The sequence below is a fragment of the Dyadobacter psychrotolerans genome (assembly GCF_004349265.1).
Classification (GTDB): Bacteria; Bacteroidota; Bacteroidia; order Cytophagales; family Spirosomataceae; genus Dyadobacter; species Dyadobacter psychrotolerans.
Map to the genome: position 1 here is coordinate 268,877 of NZ_SMFL01000003.1, position 18,236 is coordinate 287,112.

An 18,236-nucleotide genomic window follows, 5' to 3' on the forward strand; every position below is an offset into this window, starting at 1 on the left:
ATACTTTGATTATAGAATTAATACCAAAAGGAAGTGCTAAATTAGCCTTTTGTTGTAATTTTGACTGAAATACAATTTTTGACCAAGAAACTAAAATACCTTAATAAGCGATATGGCAGAAGTAATCCGTATGCCCAAGATGAGCGACACCATGGAAGAAGGTGTTATCGCAGAATGGCACAAAAAAGTAGGTGATAAAATCAAATCCGGAGAAATTATAGCAGAGGTCGAAACCGACAAGGCTACGATGGATCTTGAATCTTATTATGACGGTACGCTTCTATACATAGGTGTACAAAAAGGTGACGCCGTGCCTATTGATGGTATTATGGCTGTGGTAGGTAACGAAGGAGAAGATTATAAATCTTTGCTTGAAGGCGGAAGTGAAAACGGAGCTCCAAAAGATGCGGCGCCTGCGCCTGCAAAAGAAGAGGAGAAACCAGCCGCACCTGCAATTGAAACGGCAACGCCTGAGAAACCTGCTGCTGCTGCCCCAGCACCTGCAAAGTCAACTGAAAAAATAAATGCCGCTATTGTTCGCATGCCTAAAATGAGCGACACAATGGAAGAAGGTACGCTTGTATCGTGGCAGAAAAAAGTGGGCGATAAAGTAAAATCCGGCGATATTCTGGCAGAAGTAGAAACCGATAAGGCAACCATGGAACTGGAAGCTTATGAGGATGGAACCCTGCTATATGTTGGTATTAAAGAAGGTGAGGCGGTTCCTGTTGACGGTATCATTGCGGTAATCGGAGAAGAAGGAGCAAATGTGGAAGCATTGCTTGCCCGTGAAAACGGAGAAGCTGAACCGGAAAGCGCACCCGCAGCTGAAGGAGCTGCCAAGGAAGCACCGGCTGCTGAGGAAAAATCTGTATCGGTGGCTGATTCCGGCGATCGTATCAAAGCTTCTCCTCTTGCAAAACGTCTTGCTGACGAAAAAGGAATTAATATAAGTCAGGTGCCTGGCAGCGGAGATAACGGCCGGATCGTAAAACGCGATGTGGATGAGTTCAAGCCAGCTGCTAAAACCGAAGCACCGAAAGCAGAAGCGGCTCCGGCTGCAGAAGCGAAAGCACCTGCACCATCGGCACCGGCAAGTTCTTCTCCGGCAACCGGCGACTTTACTGACACACCTGTGTCGCAAATGCGTAAAACCATTGCACGCCGCCTGAGCGATAGCTTGTTCACTGCACCGCATTTCTATGTTACTATGGAAATTGTGATGGACAAAGCGATTGCGCTTCGTCCGCAGCTAAATGAAGTAAGCCCTGCCAAGATTTCCTTCAATGACATGGTAATCAAAGCTTGTGCTGTTGCTCTTAAACAACACCCTGCAGTTAACTCGGCCTGGCTGGGAGATAAAATCAGAAGATACAACTACGTAAACATCGGAGTTGCTGTTGCTGTTGATGAAGGCTTACTGGTTCCTGTGATTCGAGATGCAGATAAAAAAACACTTTCTGCCATTTCCGGTGAAGTAAAAGATCTTGCAGGAAAAGCAAAAGATAAAAAATTACAGCCAAAAGACTGGGAAGGAAATACCTTCTCTATCTCAAACCTTGGCATGTTTGGTGTAGATGAATTTACAGCGATTATCAACCCGCCGGATTCTTGTATCCTCGCTATCGGCGGTATCAAAAAAGTAGCTGCTTTCAAAGAAGACGGAACGGTTTATCCAACCAACATCATGAAAGTAACTATTTCAGCAGATCACCGTGTTGTAGATGGAGCGCTTGCAGCCGCTTTTCTTAATACAGTTAAAAAATTATTGGAAGAACCAATGAGTATGTTAGTTTAACAAAACCATCCAAAACCATGTCACTGGAAGAACGATTAGATCAACTGGAACTAAAACTTATTGAACAGCAGATCAGAATTGACAGTATTTCAGCTAAGCTGGACGAAGTTTCTATGGAATTGGATATTACGTTAAAAGCCTGTGAAAAGATGGAGGCCAGAAGAGAAGAGGACCTTAAAAAGATTCTTCCCCTGCTGATCCAGGCCAATGCCGTTGCTATCGGCCAGGAGACTTTTCTTCTGAGGTTGAACTAACTTGTTCTAAAAAATATAAAAATGTACAAAGTGTCAGGTTTTATTACCTGGCACTTTTGTTTTAACCAGCCATTTGAGATTTTGTCTTTCCTAAGTGTACCATTTACGAAAGAAACAGAATTGAAACAATAAACTAAGACAGCTTTCCGGCTGACTTACAAAATATTTAAATTTAAAAGAACATCTGAAACCTAATTCATGGAGAAAATACATGCAACAACCGTCCTTGGCATACTACATAACGGTACGGTCTCACTGGGAGCCGACGGACAGGCAACAATGGGAAACACAGTAGCTAAAGGCAATGTAAAAAAAATAAGGGTTTTGATGGGAGGTAAAATTCTGGCAGGTTTTGCCGGATCAACAGCTGATGCTTTTACACTGATCGAACGCTTTGAAGAAAAATTAAATGCCTATGGCGGAAACATGAAACGTGCTGCCATAGAACTTGCAAAAGACTGGCGTACCGACCGCTATTTAAGGAAACTGGAAGCAATGATGATCACGGCCAGCAAGGATGAAATTCTTGTAATTTCCGGAACCGGAGACGTACTTGAACCTGAAAACGGAATTGCAGCCATTGGTTCAGGCGGAAATTTTGCTTTATCAGCAGCGCAGGCACTAAAAAAACACGCGCCTCATTTGTCGGCGGATGAAATGGTGAGAGAAAGCCTGACTGTCGCAGCCGACCTATGCATTTATACCAATCACAACTTTGTTATTGAAAAGGTACAGCAATAACTTAGGAAAAGCCGGGAAGAGATTTCCGGCTTTTCCTAAGTTCTACAACATCTTTTCAATTTTATAATATTCAATATTTTCTTTTAAGAATGAATCCGAAAATCTGCTGAAACCAAACCGTTCATAAAAGGGCAGAGCAGTCGTACGAGCATCACACCAGATCTTTTTGTATCCTTCGTTTTTAGCAAAATCAAAAACGTAATTTAGCAAAATTGAACCCAGTCCCCTATTTTGAAATGCAGCAACCGTTGCAAATTTTCTGAACCTTATTTTATCTCCCTCCGGAAATAAGGAAATGACCGCAACCAATTTATCATCTGCAAATAAACCGAAATGGAATGCACTTTCATCTTCCGGGACTTTTACGAAATCCGGTGATTTGTCCGGCCACAAAACCTGATGTCTGATAGCCAGCGTCTCATCCGCATCTATAATCCTAATTTCAATTTTCATTTCATTCAAATTTGTGCCATCAAGGTCATCAGCCGAACCAGTTCATCTCCCACTACACGACTGCTGCCCGGCTGGTATTTATGCGCAATAATGGCGAAACTCAGTAATTCTCCTGATTTGGAAGTGACATATCCTGCGTACGCCCGTGTACCCTCAATTGATCCGCTTTTTGCCCTGACATTACCTGCGGCCTTTGTTCCTTTTCCCAGGTTTCGTACCGTTCCGGTTTGTCCCAGGATACCGATACTTTTATAAAAATCACTGAAAGAGGTTTCACGGTTAACAGCGTTTAAAATTTCAGTCAAATTGTGAACTGTTAATGATCCTGAGGGAGATAGTCCACTGCCGTCTTTTATAAAAAAACCTCTCATGTCCGCATTTCTTGAAACCCAGTAATTGGTAGCGGCTTTCGCAGAAGCGTCATATTCGCTGTTACCTGCCAGTTTTTTTCCCAATTGTTTCAAAAATGAATCCGCATACAAATTAATACTCCACAAGTTCGTCTGGAGGCAAAGTTCGCGTAGTGTCGGCGATTTATATTCGTCTAAAATCTTCCTGGGACCAATTATGGGCACAGGTTCACCTGTAAGCAGTGTTGTGGTTCCAGCCACGGAAATAGAAGATTTTACCAAACTTTCTTTTAGTGCGTAAGCAGCATAACCAGACGGATCTGGAATGGATCCTTTAACTGTATAGGTGGTAAAACCCATAGGAACAGTTCCTGTCAGAACAACCTCATGTCCCAGCGGATTGCTGTACAAAATGGTTTGATCTCCCGAACCTTTTTCACCCGTTGTAACCTGATTTGTAAAGCCCAAATAAGAAATACCTGGCTCTGTACCCAGATATGCAGCAGGATCGCCGGTTGATAATCCCGGTTTAAATTTCACTTTATACAAATTTTCATTGAAGTTTAGTGCCTGTACGCCTGCACCGTAGTAGTTTCCTAAATCAGCCCAGATCCAGCTGTCAGCAACCGAACGTTTATCAAAAAATGATGCGTCCGGAATCACCGAGCCTTTAACAAACCGGATCCCTGCATTGGCCACAGCTGCACTCCACCGTGCCAACAGCGCAGCAGAAGCAGGGTATCCCTTGAAACGGTCGCTACCCAAAGACGGATCGCCTGTGCCTCGTATATAAATATTGCCGTACAAAGTATCTTTTCTGATCTCGCCATCGTATTCAAGAAAAGTTTGAAACCGGTGATCTCCGCCAAAAACAGAGAGGACTGTCGCGGTCGAAACCAATTTCAATGTGGACGCCGAAGGAAGCGAGCGCTGCTGATTCAGAGAAAAAATTTGCTTTCCCTGTTTTACAGATTTCAGACTGACAGCCAGCGTACCATTTCGGAACAACTCACTGTTTTGTAGTTCGAGCACTGCGTCACTAAAATTTGTTAAACCCAGACTATCAACCGACTGTGCAAAATTTACAGTTCCAAAAATTGTCAGAAGTAAACCAAGAAGAAATTTCATATAGTCGTTAAGTAGCAGGTTTTCCCTGCAAAATGAAAGAATCAGTTCTAATCTAGTAAGTAAAGCCTAAATCTCAGTCTCTTTTTTGATACTTTTGTGTTAACTTAATGCGGTTGGGTAACGAAAGCGGCGGCACACTATATCTAGGATATTGCTTTTTGCAGCTCCTTTTCAGATTATATTTAATCCATTGAATTAATTAAAAAAACACAACTTAGACAAGATTCAGAAATTAATATTGATTTTTCCCGTTGAGTGAAAAATCGCAATATAGATATTCACCCCATTCGAAAAATATGAAATTGACATTTTGGGGAGCTGCACAGCAAGTAACAGGTAGTATGTTCCTGTTAGAATCGGACGACTACCGAATTTTGATTGACTGCGGTTCAGATTTTGATTTAGATGAGATAGGCAGAAAAACCCGTTATGACGAACAAAAAAGTGTTTTTCCATTTGATGCAAGTTTAATAAACACCGTACTTCTCACACACGCTCACATTGATCATTCGGGTAATATTCCGAATTTATTTAAAGAGGGATTTGAAGGCAGAGTGGTCTGCACGGAACCTACACTGGCACTTTCTGCACTTTTATTAAAGGATGCAGCCAATCTTCATCAGAAAAGGCTTAATGCGCGTAACGGAGCAAACAGCAAGAAAAAAGGGAAGAAGAAAAAGGAAGTTCCGAGGGATTATTTTGTTGAAAAAAATGTAATTGAGGCCCTTGATAATTTCGTTCCTGTCGCTTTTGGGCAGCGTTACCGGATAGCTGATCACATTGCGATCACGTTTTATGCGGCCGGCCATTTGCTTGGCGCGGCACATATTGTGGTGGAAGTTTTTGAAAACGGAGAAAAGAAAAGAATCTGTTTTTCAGGTGATATCGGAAGGAGTAACTATCCTTTGCTGACAGATCCGCAGGAAGTTCCGAACGTGGATTACCTGATCTGTGAAACGACATACGGCAACCGACTGCATGAAAATACCAATTCTCCTTCGGATGCACTGGCAGATGTGATCAAGAGAACCTGTATCGATATTCCGGGCCGGCTGATCATTCCGTCTTTCAGCGTAGGCCGTACACAGGCGCTTCTTTACACGCTCAATAAGATTTATGCTGACCATTCATTCCCGAATCTTAAAGTTTTCTCCGATAGTCCTTTGGCACATAGCAGCACAAAGGTTTATCAGCGGCATGTGCGTTTACTAAACAAGGAAGCCCGGACTTTTCAGGATGACAATGACATGCTCTTTGATTTTGACAATCTGATCTATCTGGAAAGTTCAGACGCCAGCAGGGCAATCTCCAATTACAACGAACCTTGTATCATCATTTCCTCGTCGGGAATGGTACAGGGCGGTCGTGTGGAGCATCACGTGGAGGCCAATATCGGAAACCCTTATGCAACCATTCTGATGATTGGCTATGCTTCGGAAGGAACACTTGGATGGAGGCTTCTGAACGGGCAGGATACGATTTCAATTCGCGGTAAACAGCTGCCTGTCTTGGCTAATATTGAAAAAATTGACGTATTTAGCGGTCACGGAGATCAGAATGACTTAATAAAATTTGTAAAAATGCAGGATCCTGAAAAGCTAAAAGCAGTTTTCCTGGTACATGGCGAGCAGCAAAGTATGGCTGACTTCCAAAATAAGATTCAACAACTAGGCTATAATACGGTAGAAATACCATTAAGAGGACGTACATACGAACTTTGATCCTCAATTAGCCCGCAAATCAGAACCTAAAAGATGAGAACATACCTGGATTTTGAAAAACCTATGGCCGAGCTCGAACGCAAGCTCGAAGAAATGAAAACATTAGCTTCGGAAAATAATGTGGATTTCTCCGGGGCCATTTCCTTATTGGAAAATAATATAACAGATCTTCGAAAAGAAATATTTGAAAATCTTACCCGCTGGCAACGCGTGCAGCTGTCGCGCCATCCTGACCGCCCGTATACACTCGATTACATCGAACGTATCTGTGATGAATTCATCGAATTGCATGGCGACCGCCAGGTAAGAGATGATCCGGCTGTTATCGGCGGACTGGCAAACGTTGGCGGACAATCTTTTATGCTGATCGGACAACAAAAAGGCCGTAATACCAAACAGCGTCAGCATCGTAATTTTGGTATGCCAAATCCGGAAGGTTACAGAAAGGCTTTACGTCTGATGAAACTGGCAGAGAAATTTAATAAACCCATTGTTACACTCATCGACACGCCGGGTGCTTTTCCCGGAATGGAAGCTGAGGAACGCGGGCAGGGAGAGGCGATTGCGCGTAACCTGAAAGAAATGTTTATGCTGAAAGTACCTGTGATCTGTATTGTGATCGGTGAAGGTGCTTCCGGTGGTGCATTAGGGATCGCAATCGGAGACCGTGTGCTTATGCTTGAAAATACCTGGTATTCAGTAATTTCCCCTGAAAACTGCTCTACAATCCTTTGGCGCAGCTGGGATTTCAAGGAACAGGCGGCTGACGCTATGAAAATTACCGCCAAAGATATGAAGGAAAATAAGCTGGTTGATGGGATTATTTCTGAACCGCTTGGTGGTGCACATCTGGACCATGACTGGATGGCCGCTGAACTGAAAAGAGTAATTTTGGAAAACATCAAGGAACTTTCCAAAATTTCTACGGAAAAACGAATAGATCAGCGAATAGAAAAATTCTCAGCAATGGGTGTGGTAGTTGAGTAGTTATCTTAGTGAAATGTGAGAGGTGAATGTAGGAAGTGTTTTTCATGTATAACCGGTGCACATTTTACGTTTCACATTTAACATCTCACAATTAATGTGTTTAGCCAGTAATGAAAAACGACAAGATCAAGAATATCATTTTCGATTTGGGTGACGTAATCCTGAATATTGATGTACCAGTTGCTTCGCTCTCCTTTGCGAAACTTAGCGGGCGGGAACAGCAGGAAATCATTTCTCTTTTTAAAGAAAAAGATCTTTTCCGGCAGTTTGAAACGGGCACGCTGGATGAAAAAGGGTTTAGGGATTATATTCGTGAGTTACTCGTTTTCCCGGACTGGACAGATGAAATGATTGATGTTGCCTGGAACAGCCTTTTACTTGACCTGCCGCCGGAACGCGTTGAGTTGCTTAAAAAGCTGAGAGAAAATCACAGATTGTTCCTGCTTAGCAACACAAGTTCAATTCATATTACGCAGGTAAACAAGATTCTGGAAGCGGCTACCGGAATTGAAAAGCTGGATGACCTCTTTGAAAAGGTTTATTATTCTTATGAAATGGGTCTGATGAAACCGGACCCTGCGATTTATCTACAGGTTTTGAGCGAACAGGGGCTTGAAGCCGAGGAAACGCTTTTTCTGGATGATAATGTCGATAACATTTCAGCAGCTTCAAAATTAGGCATAGACACGATCCACGTCCAAAAGCCTGTTACCATACTGGACTATCTCAAAGATTATGTCGCCTAATAACCGTACTTACCTTTTACAGGGCATACTTTTCATTTTAACGCTGATTACTACTACGCTTGCAGGAGCAGAGTGGATTTATGGTAATCAATTTGGCTTCGTACTCAGCTTTTTTCAGTCCATTGCGGAATTACTTTCAGGGAAGGAAATTCCTTTGGAAGGTAAGTTTTTAGGTTGGGAGCAATTTCTGACAGGCCTTAAGTTTTCGATTCCCTTTCTGGCAATTTTAACCATTCATGAATTTGGCCATTATTTCACTGCCAAAGCACATCAGGTAAAGGTGACGCTGCCCTACTACATTCCATTATGGTTTGGGATATCACAAAGCATCGGAACCATGGGCGCCTTTATTCGAATCACTTCGGTTGTTAAATCCCGGCTAAAATTCTTTGACATTGGAATAGCAGGTCCGCTTGCCGGTTTTTTTGCTGCACTCGCCGTTTTATGGTATGGTTTCACACACCTGCCGCCTCCAGAATACATTTTTACCATCCATCCTGAATACGAACGTTTTGGACAAAGTTATCCTCAGTTTGTATATCAAAACGCTGCGGGAAATATTGCCTTAGGCGACAACATACTTTTCTGGCTTTTTAAAACATACATTGCCGATCCTGCCAGACTACCGCATGTTTATGAAATGATCCACTACCCCATCATTTTTGCAGGTTATCTGTCTTTGTTTTTTACTTCATTGAACCTGATACCAATCGGACAGCTTGACGGGGGACATATCCTTTACGGACTGATTGGAAAAAAGAAATTCGATGTAGTTGCGCCTGTCTTATTTAGCATTTTTGTATTCTTTGCTGGCTTAGGACTTTTCAAACCTGAATCGTTTGCTATCGGTAGTGATGAAGTTTTCTACGAACAGCTGTTATATCTGTTTTTATATATCTACTTTATTTACATCTGCTTCAAAAGAACCATTGAATCCTCTTCAACTGCATTGATGATCAGCCTGATTATTGTCGTTGCCCAGTTTGGTATTTCTTATCTTATGCCAGGTGTTGAAGGCTATTCCGGTTTTCTTCCTTTTGTATTTATTCTTGGCAGATTCCTCGGCGTTAAACATCCTGAAACAGAAGAAAATGAGCCACTTGATACACCCCGTGTCATTTTAGGGATTTTCGCCTTGCTTATTTTTATAATTACATTTAGCCCAAATCCGTTTCTTATTATTTAAGGTTTGCTTTGATCCTTGCCACCGAACATCATGCTAAGAGCTATCACCGCCTTCTTGTATCGTGCCGCCGGATGGAATGTAATTGGCCGGCCTCCGGTCGAGGTCCGGAAAGCAGTCTGGGTGGGCGCTCCGCATACTTCCAACTGGGATTTCATTGTTTGTCTTGGCGGCAGAGCAGAGTTAAAAATCAACATTGGGTTTCTGGCAAAAAGTCAGCTTTTTAAATGGTATTCCGGCTGGCTTTTCAAAGCACTGGGGTGTTATCCGGTTTATCGAAACAAATCCACAAACCTGGTTGACACCGTTTCTGCCATGTTTCAGCAGTATGATGACTTACATATTGCAATTACGCCGGAAGGCACCAGAAAGGATGTTGACAAAATAAAAACCGGCTTTTACCACATTGCACTGAAAGCAAATGTTCCACTCATCCTAATTGGTTTTGACTATCCAAGAAAGGCGATCGTCATCAGTGAGCCTGTATTTCTGCAAAATGACTTTGATAAGGATATGAAGGTTATTTACGATTTCTACCTCACGGTTCAGGGAGAGCGTAAAACCTGGCTTAGGAATTATGAAGCAACGGGAATAATTGTGGCTTAAAACAAAATCACAAATTCAGTCCAGCCATCTTCATTGGTTTTCAACGAAAAATGAAAACCATGATTCATCAATATTTCGCGGCTTAGTGTCAGGCCTATTCCCTGGCCGTCGGCTTTGCTGCTGTAAAAAGGATTAAAAAGCTGATCTGACTCATTTTGTGAAATTGGCTTTCCGTTGTTTCTAATCACCAGATTTCGATCCGTCAGCAACAATTCAATACGGTTATTCTTCTTACAAGCCTCAATTGCATTTTTTATTACATTTACCAAAACCTGTTCCATTTGTCCGGAATCGATGGGTAAGGTTATTGAAATAGGTTCGAGCACTTCCAGAGTTACCTGTTTTTTCCCGGCAAAAGATTGCATAAACAGTGCTACATCCTTCACGAGTAAATCCAGCCTGACCTCTTCAAAAGCAGGGATTGGAAGACGTACCACATCAGCAAAGTTCCGCATGAACATGGTTAGCCGCATATTGCGTTCAGAAGCGATCCGTAGCGCCTCATTCAGGTCTGTGTACATTTCGTTCACCAGATAACTGCGGGTAGTCTGGATAATCGAATCGGTTGCTCCCAAAGTGTTATTTACCTCATGTGCCATCATACGGATAACCTTTCCATAAGCTTTCTTTTCCGACTCAAGCATCTCAGCGGTAAGCTCTTCGATCATCAAAAATGACCGTCTGAATCCCTGATCCATAAAATGAGAACGCTGTACTTTAAAAGTTTCGATTCCATCCGCCTTAATAATACGCGATTCACCATCAGGAAGACTTTCAAGTTCAGTAAACAGTGTCAACCCAATCTCTGAAAGTTTTTTTCCCTTTAAATCAACCGGGTTAATTTTGAACTGATTGACAGCCTTTAAATTAAACGATTCGATTCTATCATCAAAATCCAGGATGACGATGGAAATGGGTGAAGCCGCAATCAGCTTTTCCAAAAAAAAATGCTGCTCGTTTAACTTCGTCCGTTCCTCCCGGAGCTGGTCAATCATCAGATTATAAACCTCGATCAAAGTATCGACTTCCCCTTTACCAGTAGGTACGAACTTGATAGTAAAGTCTTTATCTTTTATTGCCTCAATGCCGGATCTTACAAATTCGTTAGGTTGCATAAAATTTCGGTATAACTGAATGGACGCAGCAATGGAAAGCAACAGAAAAATTTCAGAAGCAATGAAGAACAGTTTATTTTGAAAAAGAAGATTGTACACCAACAGGATCAGCACCAGATGCAGCGCCGACATGTAAATAATGTATCTGCTTTTTGTAGACCACCTCATACGTCTTCCGATTCGTAGGAGATACCATATTTTTCAAGTCTACGGTACAAAGCAAACCGGGTTATTCCCAGCGACCGGGCAACTTTGGAAACTTTATTCTGATGAAAATCCATGGCTTTTCTGATCATTTGAAATTCCATTTCTTCCAAAGTAATGGTGCCTACTTCGGGTAAAGATTTACTCCCGGCCTGCGAAGTTCCTGTATGAATGTGTTTTTGAAAATCATCGACATCAAGCACATCGCCGGCAGAAAGGAGAACAGTTCTTTCAACGATGTTTTTCAACTGTCGGATATTCCCCTGTAACGGAAGATTTTTCAGCCATTTTGAAGCAGCAGCACTTAATTGTAAATCAGGCTTTTGGTAAATGACTTTTAAATTATTAATAAAAAATTGTGAGAGTAACGGGATATCGTCAGGCCGTTCACGCAGCGCAGGAAGTTTCACGGTAATTAAGTTGATACGATAATACAAATCTTCCCGAAAGGTGCCGTTGGCCACCATTTCTTCCAGATTTCGGTTGGTGGCACAAATAACGCGGACATCCACTGTCCTGCTTTTACTGCTTCCCAAAGGCTCAAAAGTTCGTTCCTGTAAAACCCTGAGCAGTTTTACCTGACTTGAAAGATCCAATTCTCCTATTTCGTCCAGAAAAATCGAACCGCGGTCAGCCAGTTCGAAACGTCCTGCCCTATCCGTTTTGGCATCCGTAAAAGCACCGCGGACATGGCCAAACAGCTCACTTTCGAACAGTGTCGAAGAAATTCCTCCGAGATTGACTTTTACAAAAGGTCTTGACTTACGTTTGCTGTTCAGGTGAATTGCCTCCGCTATCAGTTCCTTCCCGGTTCCGCTTTCACCAGTAATCAGCACAGGCGCGTCTGTAGTTGCTACACGACCAACCGTTTCGAGGATTTCCAGCAATTTCGGGTCTTTCCCGACGATATTCTGAAACTGATATTTTTGTTCCAGTATTCTGCGGTTAGAAACCTCAGGAGCCTGCTGTTCCAGATTGAGGATGGTTTTTACTGATTGAAGCAGATATTCATTTTGCCAGGGTTTGGTAATAAAATCACGGGCACCTAGTTTCATCCCCAGCACTGCCAGATCTATTGTTCCCCAGCCCGTTATGAGTATCACCGGAATTTTCGGGTTGAATTTATGGATTCTCTGAAGTAACGCAATTCCTTCCTCACCCGAAGTTTCGATAGAGAAGTTCAGATCCAGCAGTATCAACTCCGGTGTTTCATTTTCAATTATTTCAAAAGCATCCTCTGCTGAGCCTGCACCACGAACAGTGAAACCTTCTTTTTTAAGCAAAAGAGCTAATGAAGTACGTATGGCTAAATCGTCGTCGACTATGAGGAGCATGTTTCAACTGTTCTGATTGAAAATTTGTTCAAATTCTCTCAGGCTTAAGACTTTAATGAATGGAAATTTTAATGTTTTAACCGTTTTAAAATGATTGTCTTCTGTAACTAAATAGGACGCACCTGATGCGACAAAACAATCAACAAATTTATCATCATCGGGATCTGATTTTACAGCAAACCATCGTTAATATCTCGTTACATATTCAATATTTGATAGATTATCAAACACGCCTAATACTGCATCAGCTACTGGCTTTCCCAATCTGTTACTTATGATTTCTTCGTATTTAATTTGTTACACAAAGCGTAATTCTCCCATCAAGAACAGCCCGAAAAATCCAGTGAGAAGATGAACGACTGGAAACAGATACCCATAAAACATTCGTATCGATAACAATCTTCAAAGTGCAGAAGATTTACGGTGATGCTCTTTGGAAAGCCTTTCTGTATCTGAAGATCTCCATTCGTTTTCCTCCCAAACATTATCAGCCAGTCATATTGCCTTTTCAGCAAAACAGTCGGCTAGCATTTTACGGATAGCAACAATATCCGCATCGTCAATCTGACGTGAGTAAGTCCGAAGCAGTTCAAGCTGCAGGTTTGAAAAAGATTGAGTTTCCACTGTTGTTTAAAGTTATGATTAAAAACTATGGTCATTGTCTTTAATCTGGCCGACGATATTTTAACAGCAATTTACAAAATTTATAACCTTAATCTGTAATCATTCTTCATGCAAAGCCACTGCCGGATGTATCCTTGAAGCCTGCCGGCTTGGATACCAGGCACAAAGCGTCACAATCAGAAAAATGATGATGGATGCGGCAATGATGGCTGTTACATATATTCCGCTCGCAATATCAAAAACATTCATAATTGGAAACTGAGCTGCAAAAACAAGTCCGATGATCATACTGAAAGCTGCCAAAACCCATATTTCTCCCAAAAACTGGATAGCCACTTTCCCTTCCGTCGCGCCCATTGCACGACGCAATCCGATTTCTCCTCGTCTTCTCGCAATACTAAGATTTAGAATTCCAAACAAACCGAGCGCAACATTCGTCAGCAGAAAACCACTTACAATCAAAAATATAATAACAGGGACCAAAGTCAGTTTATGTCTATTTTCACGTGATTCTTTCAGATAACTTACTTCTATTCCCCAGCCCGGTAACATAACTGCTACATCCTTTACAAGCTTGGCTTCAAAATCCGCATCCGTTCCCGGTTTCACTCTCATCAAAAAGTTCGAATCCCAATCATTATCGTCAGTCAGTACTTCAAACATCGCGGGGTCATTGGCCATAAATTCTCCTTTTGCTTTAAAATTGTCGATTACACCAATGACCTTAAACGAAGTTTTATCATCCTTTTTGATAATCCTGCCCAGAGGATTTTCACTCTCAAACAGCTTTTCCTTCATTTTCCCATTAATAACAATTGGAATGGACTTCGCTACCTTATCCTCTTTTTTATACCATCTTCCTGCAGCTAATGGCAACGAAAGTGTTGTACTAAAATTCTCATCGGTACGATATTGATCCGTCAGGACGCTCACTTTGTTGTACGTTACTGAATTGTTCATCTGATTTGCAGAAAAAGGAGTGTTACTGCTCATGCGTGATACAGATTCCACTTCCGGATAAGCTTTTACATGTTGCATAATGCGCTGTAATTTCGCAGCTACTTTGGTTGTATCCTGATTATTGTCCAGGTCAAGATTCCAGACAGATTCATATTCAAATCCAATCGGCTCCATATAATTGCTAACGTTGTAAACGATGAGCGACAGTACCCCGAACAGCACCATAAAAGAAGCCCAGATCTCAATGATCAGCAGAGAATGCGTTCCCTTTTTATTCCAGATTAACTTAAATAAATGTCGTAACATGGCTGTGATTATATAATGAAAAATAGAATGTATAAAACGGAGAAGGGGCTCGGAATTTGGGTATCGTAATATAGTAGCTATTTTCTCTATCAGCCCCCCGGCCATCACGCCTTCAGCGCATCAACAATTTTTAGTTTCGACATCCTGAATGCCGGCAAAACGCCTGATAAGAGTCCAAAAATCAAGCACACCATCACACTTATAAAAAACACGGTGAAGTTGATCGTCAGATCCGCATAAGGAATCCAGCCGCTGATATTTATCATGTAAATAATGAGAAATGAAAATCCCAGGGCAAAAACTCCGCCAATGAATGTGATGAAAATATTTTCAACAATAAACTGCCAGAGCAGAGCTTTGGAGGGAGCGCCAAAAGCTTTTCTAACCCCAATCTCGGAAGCCCTTTCCAGGATTCTGCTCACGTTTACATTAATCAGGTTGATAGCAGGTAACCCCATAAACATCATCACGACGAATACCACAATGGTATAAAATAGGAACTTTTGAGAATCGTTCCGGGCGAATGTTTTTATAAAATGCTCAAAATATTTTTCTGCCCTAACGATCAGTACCGTAAACTTCTGTCCATCTGCAATTTCTGTATCCGGTATTCCGGAAATATTCCTGTCAAATTCCGACTGTATTCCTGCCATATCCGATTCATCTTTGGCCAGCGCAATCGCGATATATCTGCCTCTCATTCCCTTACTTTCATAATTGCTTTTGGGAGCGGTGTAAGGAAAGTAAATATCCCCATACGTGTAGACCCGTGTTACAGGGCTGCCTTTTACAACGCCTATGATTCTGTACTTTATATTTTCAACCTCTATGCTCTTTCCTACAACCGGTTTGTTGTCGTCCTCGAAATATTGTTTTCGAAGCGCATCCGTAATAACCGCTACATGATCTCCGCTGTTAATGTTCTGAATATTATAGGGTTTCCCCTCCAAAAAATCGAAACTGACTACATCCCAAAATTCTGCATCTGTATATTTGGTATTCAGTTTTATTCTTTTTCCATTTATGTAGGTATTGGAAAAACTAAAATTGGATACGACCGTAACCTTTTCAGCAGTCTTAAGAGATTTGGCATATTTTTCTAAAAAGTTAAAACTAGCAGGACCCGACGACATCGAAGTTCCGGAAGAGTCCGTTTGTAAGACATTAGCAATGTAAAGAGATCGGAACCTTTTATTTTCAGGATAGTGAGTTCCAAAAAGATGATCCAGAAACGAGGTCAAAACCATCAGTACAGTCAGCGTAAGACTGATACCAAAAAGGGTAATAAATGTATAAAAAGGATGCCGCAGCAATACCTTCCAGGCGATTTTTATATAGTTTAGTAACATGAGGCTTTCAAAAATTTTGAATGATGACCGGGTCGCCGGTGCGATAAGAGGATGATAGAATATGAAGAAACATCAACTCATTGCAGTGACGACTCATTCTATCAGTGAATATTCAACATTTATAAAACCTGCGTTCCGTCGAAGAGCCGTACCAGCCGGTGTGTCCTTTTTGCCATTGCGTCGTCGTGAGTTACCATGACTATCGTGGCTCCTCCTTCATTTAAACTTTGCAGAATGTTTAATATCTCATTTCCCATGGCACTGTCCAGGTTACCTGTTGGTTCGTCGGCAAGAATGATTTCGGGTTTACCAACAATGGCACGGGCAATAGCAACACGTTGTTTTTGTCCACCCGATAGTTGTTTCGGAAAATGTTTCATCCGGTTGCTCAGGCCTACCTTCTCCAATGCTTCCTGCGCCAGTTCGCGGCGTTCTTTTGCTGTACTGCTTCGGTAAAGCAATGGAATTTCAACATTGTCAATCACCGACAGATCATTGATCAGGTGAAAGCTTTGGAAGATAAAACCAAGTTTCTGGTTCCGCAGATGTGCCAGGTTTTTTTCACTATATTTTTCAACGCGGCTTCCGTCAATTTCGATGATCCCTTTTGAAGGCTCATCCAGCAATCCCATGATGTTCAGCAGCGTACTTTTGCCGCAGCCCGAAGGGCCCATAATGGAAATAAATTCTCCCTTTTTTACATCCAGATTGATGTTGTTCAGGGCCAGTGTTTCAATCGAACTGGTACGATAGACTTTCTCAACGTTTTGTAGTTTTATCATGGCTGTGTTTGTGTTTATTTTTACCGCAGTGGACGCAAATGTTTTCGCAATGGACGCTAGGATTCTTCCTTGCTACATTTATTATAACTATGGCGTCAATTGCATATCCTATAGTGTCTATTGCTCCGAGCCGCCGGTGCGGTTAGCTTTTATATCTTATTTTCTCATTTTTTTCAAAATCATAAAGCGTCAGCAATCTTAGACTATAATACGATTGCCAGTAATCCCTCAGTGCCAGAATATAATCTCTTCTTGCACGGTCTTTTTCCTGCATGGCAATTCCCAGGTCAGTCACACTCAGATCACTTAAAATAAACCTGTCCCGGGCAATCTGGTAGCGGCTTGCTGCAATTCCATCAGTCAGCTTGGTTAATTTGGCTTGCTTTTGCAACATTTGTAAGAGCGTTACCTGTGTAAAAATCTGCTGTTCAAAAGTCAGTTTATCCTGCTCCACCGACTGCTGTACAAATTCCTGATTGGCTTTTGCTATTTCAGTTCGCGCTTTATTGCGTCCCCAGGTCATAATCGGCAGTGTAAACTGTAATTCGACAAACTCCCTGTCCTGCGGATTTTTATACACTTCGGCCGGCCGGTTTCCCTGATTAGATAAACCAAAGGTCGCCTGCAAAGAAGCATTCAAACCATTTTCTTTTCGGGCTCGAAGCGTTTCCCTTTCCGCCTCCAGTATCCTCCTTCTGAAACCGATCGCATCGGCACGGTTTGCAAATGCTTCCTGCAACGCAAGTTGCGTACTTATATCAAACTCAATTGCCTCTACCGGAATGTCCAGCTCAGGTGTTTTTTCGTCTCTCGAACCCAGGTACATTTTAAGCTGCAATGAAGCCACCGCAGTAGCCTGCTCGGCAGAAGAAAAATCCTTCTGAGCAGTCAGCAATCCCATTTGCAGCTGCAAAAGATCATTCTGGGATATTTTACCAAGCTGCAATTTTTGTTGAGCAATCTTGTAAAGTGTGTCATTGTTACTCCGATTTTTCTCAGCTATCTGTAAGTTAACCTGTGCTACAAGTAAATCAAAATAGTATCCGGTTGCATTGAGGGCAACTTCCTCTAGTGAAGCTATAAACTGCTGATTACCTTCCTGAAACTTCAACGGCTCTATCTTTCTGATCCACTTCATTTCATTAAACCTGAGCAGAGGCTGGCTGATACCAATCTCAAAAGGAACACCATTATAACTCGTTTTATCTCTGGCAAAATCATCAAAACGCTGTAATTCCTGCTGAACAAATATAGTCCCCCCTGTTGCAGCAATGTTTTGGCTCAGAGATAAATTCAATAGTGAATTATTGTATGAAACCGGCTGAAAAGAAATTGTCCCGTCGGGCTGAACTACTTCAATATACGAACGGGTAAAACCCGGCACTTTGCCCCCAAGACTAAGCTGCGGTTTGTAATCTGCAACAAATGAACGGTACTGCCAATAATTGGTTTTCTTCTTTGTTGCCGCCTGTTTGGAAGCGATAGATTGTTCGCGCGCAAGCTGCACCACTTCCGCCAGGGTGTACCGTTGAACCTGTGCCGTCACCCAGGAAAATTTAAAGCATATTAGAAAAAGGAAGAAAAAATGTCTCATG

Annotated in this window: 17 protein-coding genes; 8 read left to right on the top strand and 9 right to left on the bottom strand. The window is 42.0% G+C overall.

Annotation, left to right across the window (positions count from 1 at the left end; translation table 11 throughout):
* The first annotated feature begins 112 nt into the window (after positions 1 to 112).
* The 3 genes from E0F88_RS08930 (at position 113) to hslV (ending at position 2,793) form a co-directional block, all read left to right on the top strand.
* Positions 113 to 1,798, top strand: coding sequence for a pyruvate dehydrogenase complex dihydrolipoamide acetyltransferase (locus E0F88_RS08930; protein ID WP_131957895.1), 1,686 nt, complete (start codon positions 113 to 115; stop codon positions 1,796 to 1,798).
* A gap of 17 nt (positions 1,799 to 1,815) precedes the next feature.
* Positions 1,816 to 2,052: a hypothetical protein gene (locus E0F88_RS08935; protein WP_131957896.1), complete on the top strand. Its 237-nt coding sequence runs from the start codon at positions 1,816 to 1,818 to the stop codon at positions 2,050 to 2,052.
* A 198-nt stretch (positions 2,053 to 2,250) separates the two neighbouring features.
* Positions 2,251 to 2,793, top strand: a complete 543-nt coding sequence (hslV, locus tag E0F88_RS08940) for an ATP-dependent protease subunit HslV (protein WP_131957897.1) — start codon at positions 2,251 to 2,253, stop codon at positions 2,791 to 2,793.
* Between the two features lie 42 nt (positions 2,794 to 2,835).
* Here the strand turns inward: hslV and E0F88_RS08945 are convergent, their stop codons facing one another.
* Together E0F88_RS08945 and dacB are read right to left on the bottom strand one after the other, a co-directional pair.
* Complete coding sequence (locus E0F88_RS08945; protein WP_131957898.1) at positions 2,836 to 3,246, bottom strand: GNAT family N-acetyltransferase; 411 nt, start codon at positions 3,244 to 3,246, stop codon at positions 2,836 to 2,838.
* A gap of 5 nt (positions 3,247 to 3,251) precedes the next feature.
* A complete protein-coding gene (gene dacB / locus E0F88_RS08950) occupies positions 3,252 to 4,724 on the bottom strand; it encodes a D-alanyl-D-alanine carboxypeptidase/D-alanyl-D-alanine endopeptidase (RefSeq protein ID WP_131957899.1) in 1,473 nt (490 codons plus the stop codon).
* A 296-nt stretch (positions 4,725 to 5,020) separates the two neighbouring features.
* Between dacB and E0F88_RS08955 the strand changes: the two genes are divergently transcribed.
* The 5 genes from E0F88_RS08955 (at position 5,021) to E0F88_RS08975 (ending at position 9,967) form a co-directional block, all read left to right on the top strand.
* Complete coding sequence (locus tag E0F88_RS08955; protein WP_131957900.1) at positions 5,021 to 6,445, top strand: MBL fold metallo-hydrolase RNA specificity domain-containing protein; 1,425 nt, start codon at positions 5,021 to 5,023, stop codon at positions 6,443 to 6,445.
* Between the two features lie 33 nt (positions 6,446 to 6,478).
* On the top strand, positions 6,479 to 7,432 hold the full coding sequence (locus E0F88_RS08960) for an acetyl-CoA carboxylase carboxyltransferase subunit alpha (RefSeq protein ID WP_131957901.1): 954 nt from the start codon (positions 6,479 to 6,481) through the stop codon (positions 7,430 to 7,432).
* Between the two features lie 110 nt (positions 7,433 to 7,542).
* A complete protein-coding gene (locus E0F88_RS08965; RefSeq protein WP_131957902.1) occupies positions 7,543 to 8,178 on the top strand; it encodes an HAD family hydrolase in 636 nt (211 codons plus the stop codon).
* Entirely contained in the window at positions 8,168 to 9,364 is a 1,197-nt protein-coding gene (locus tag E0F88_RS08970; RefSeq protein WP_131957903.1) for a site-2 protease family protein, read from the top strand. The genes E0F88_RS08965 and E0F88_RS08970 overlap by 11 nt, the downstream gene beginning before the upstream one ends.
* Positions 9,365 to 9,394: 30 nt before the next feature.
* Complete coding sequence (locus tag E0F88_RS08975) at positions 9,395 to 9,967, top strand: 1-acyl-sn-glycerol-3-phosphate acyltransferase (protein WP_131957904.1); 573 nt, start codon at positions 9,395 to 9,397, stop codon at positions 9,965 to 9,967.
* On the opposite strand, the gene E0F88_RS08980 is transcribed toward E0F88_RS08975, so the two are convergent.
* The 7 genes from E0F88_RS08980 to E0F88_RS09005 form a co-directional block, all read right to left on the bottom strand.
* Positions 9,964 to 11,250 (bottom strand): sensor histidine kinase, encoded by a 1,287-nt coding sequence (locus E0F88_RS08980; RefSeq protein ID WP_131957905.1) that lies wholly within the window; start codon positions 11,248 to 11,250, stop codon positions 9,964 to 9,966. The two genes, E0F88_RS08975 and E0F88_RS08980, sit on opposite strands and share 4 nt — an antisense overlap.
* Positions 11,247 to 12,620, bottom strand: coding sequence for a sigma-54-dependent transcriptional regulator (locus E0F88_RS08985; protein ID WP_131957906.1), 1,374 nt, complete (start codon positions 12,618 to 12,620; stop codon positions 11,247 to 11,249). The genes E0F88_RS08980 and E0F88_RS08985 overlap by 4 nt, the downstream gene beginning before the upstream one ends.
* 495 nt (positions 12,621 to 13,115) lie before the next feature.
* A complete protein-coding gene (locus E0F88_RS34525) occupies positions 13,116 to 13,244 on the bottom strand; it encodes a DUF8507 family protein (RefSeq protein WP_262709873.1) in 129 nt (42 codons plus the stop codon).
* 99 nt (positions 13,245 to 13,343) lie between these two features.
* On the bottom strand, positions 13,344 to 14,510 hold the full coding sequence (locus E0F88_RS08990) for an ABC transporter permease (RefSeq protein WP_131957907.1): 1,167 nt from the start codon (positions 14,508 to 14,510) through the stop codon (positions 13,344 to 13,346).
* A gap of 104 nt (positions 14,511 to 14,614) precedes the next feature.
* The gene (locus E0F88_RS08995; protein WP_131957908.1) at positions 14,615 to 15,859 is read right to left on the bottom strand and encodes an ABC transporter permease; all 1,245 of its coding nucleotides are present in this window, start codon (positions 15,857 to 15,859) and stop codon (positions 14,615 to 14,617) included.
* 119 nt (positions 15,860 to 15,978) lie between these two features.
* On the bottom strand, positions 15,979 to 16,641 hold the full coding sequence (locus E0F88_RS09000) for an ABC transporter ATP-binding protein (RefSeq protein WP_131957909.1): 663 nt from the start codon (positions 16,639 to 16,641) through the stop codon (positions 15,979 to 15,981).
* A gap of 142 nt (positions 16,642 to 16,783) precedes the next feature.
* The gene (locus E0F88_RS09005; RefSeq protein ID WP_131957910.1) at positions 16,784 to 18,235 is read right to left on the bottom strand and encodes a TolC family protein; all 1,452 of its coding nucleotides are present in this window, start codon (positions 18,233 to 18,235) and stop codon (positions 16,784 to 16,786) included.
* Position 18,236: the final 1 nt, after the last annotated feature.

Coding starts and splice junctions, on each gene's coding strand:
- E0F88_RS08930 (WP_131957895.1), top strand. CDS start 113: ATGGCAGAAGTAATCCGTATGCCCAAGATGAGCGACACCATGGAAGAA.
- E0F88_RS08935 (WP_131957896.1), top strand. CDS start 1,816: ATGTCACTGGAAGAACGATTAGATCAACTGGAACTAAAACTTATTGAA.
- hslV (WP_131957897.1), top strand. CDS start 2,251: ATGGAGAAAATACATGCAACAACCGTCCTTGGCATACTACATAACGGT.
- E0F88_RS08945 (WP_131957898.1), bottom strand. CDS start 3,246: ATGAAAATTGAAATTAGGATTATAGATGCGGATGAGACGCTGGCTATC.
- dacB (WP_131957899.1), bottom strand. CDS start 4,724: ATGAAATTTCTTCTTGGTTTACTTCTGACAATTTTTGGAACTGTAAAT.
- E0F88_RS08955 (WP_131957900.1), top strand. CDS start 5,021: ATGAAATTGACATTTTGGGGAGCTGCACAGCAAGTAACAGGTAGTATG.
- E0F88_RS08960 (WP_131957901.1), top strand. CDS start 6,479: ATGAGAACATACCTGGATTTTGAAAAACCTATGGCCGAGCTCGAACGC.
- E0F88_RS08965 (WP_131957902.1), top strand. CDS start 7,543: ATGAAAAACGACAAGATCAAGAATATCATTTTCGATTTGGGTGACGTA.
- E0F88_RS08970 (WP_131957903.1), top strand. CDS start 8,168: ATGTCGCCTAATAACCGTACTTACCTTTTACAGGGCATACTTTTCATT.
- E0F88_RS08975 (WP_131957904.1), top strand. CDS start 9,395: ATGCTAAGAGCTATCACCGCCTTCTTGTATCGTGCCGCCGGATGGAAT.
- E0F88_RS08980 (WP_131957905.1), bottom strand. CDS start 11,250: ATGAGGTGGTCTACAAAAAGCAGATACATTATTTACATGTCGGCGCTG.
- E0F88_RS08985 (WP_131957906.1), bottom strand. CDS start 12,620: ATGCTCCTCATAGTCGACGACGATTTAGCCATACGTACTTCATTAGCT.
- E0F88_RS08990 (WP_131957907.1), bottom strand. CDS start 14,510: ATGTTACGACATTTATTTAAGTTAATCTGGAATAAAAAGGGAACGCAT.
- E0F88_RS08995 (WP_131957908.1), bottom strand. CDS start 15,859: ATGTTACTAAACTATATAAAAATCGCCTGGAAGGTATTGCTGCGGCAT.
- E0F88_RS09000 (WP_131957909.1), bottom strand. CDS start 16,641: ATGATAAAACTACAAAACGTTGAGAAAGTCTATCGTACCAGTTCGATT.
- E0F88_RS09005 (WP_131957910.1), bottom strand. CDS start 18,235: ATGAGACATTTTTTCTTCCTTTTTCTAATATGCTTTAAATTTTCCTGG.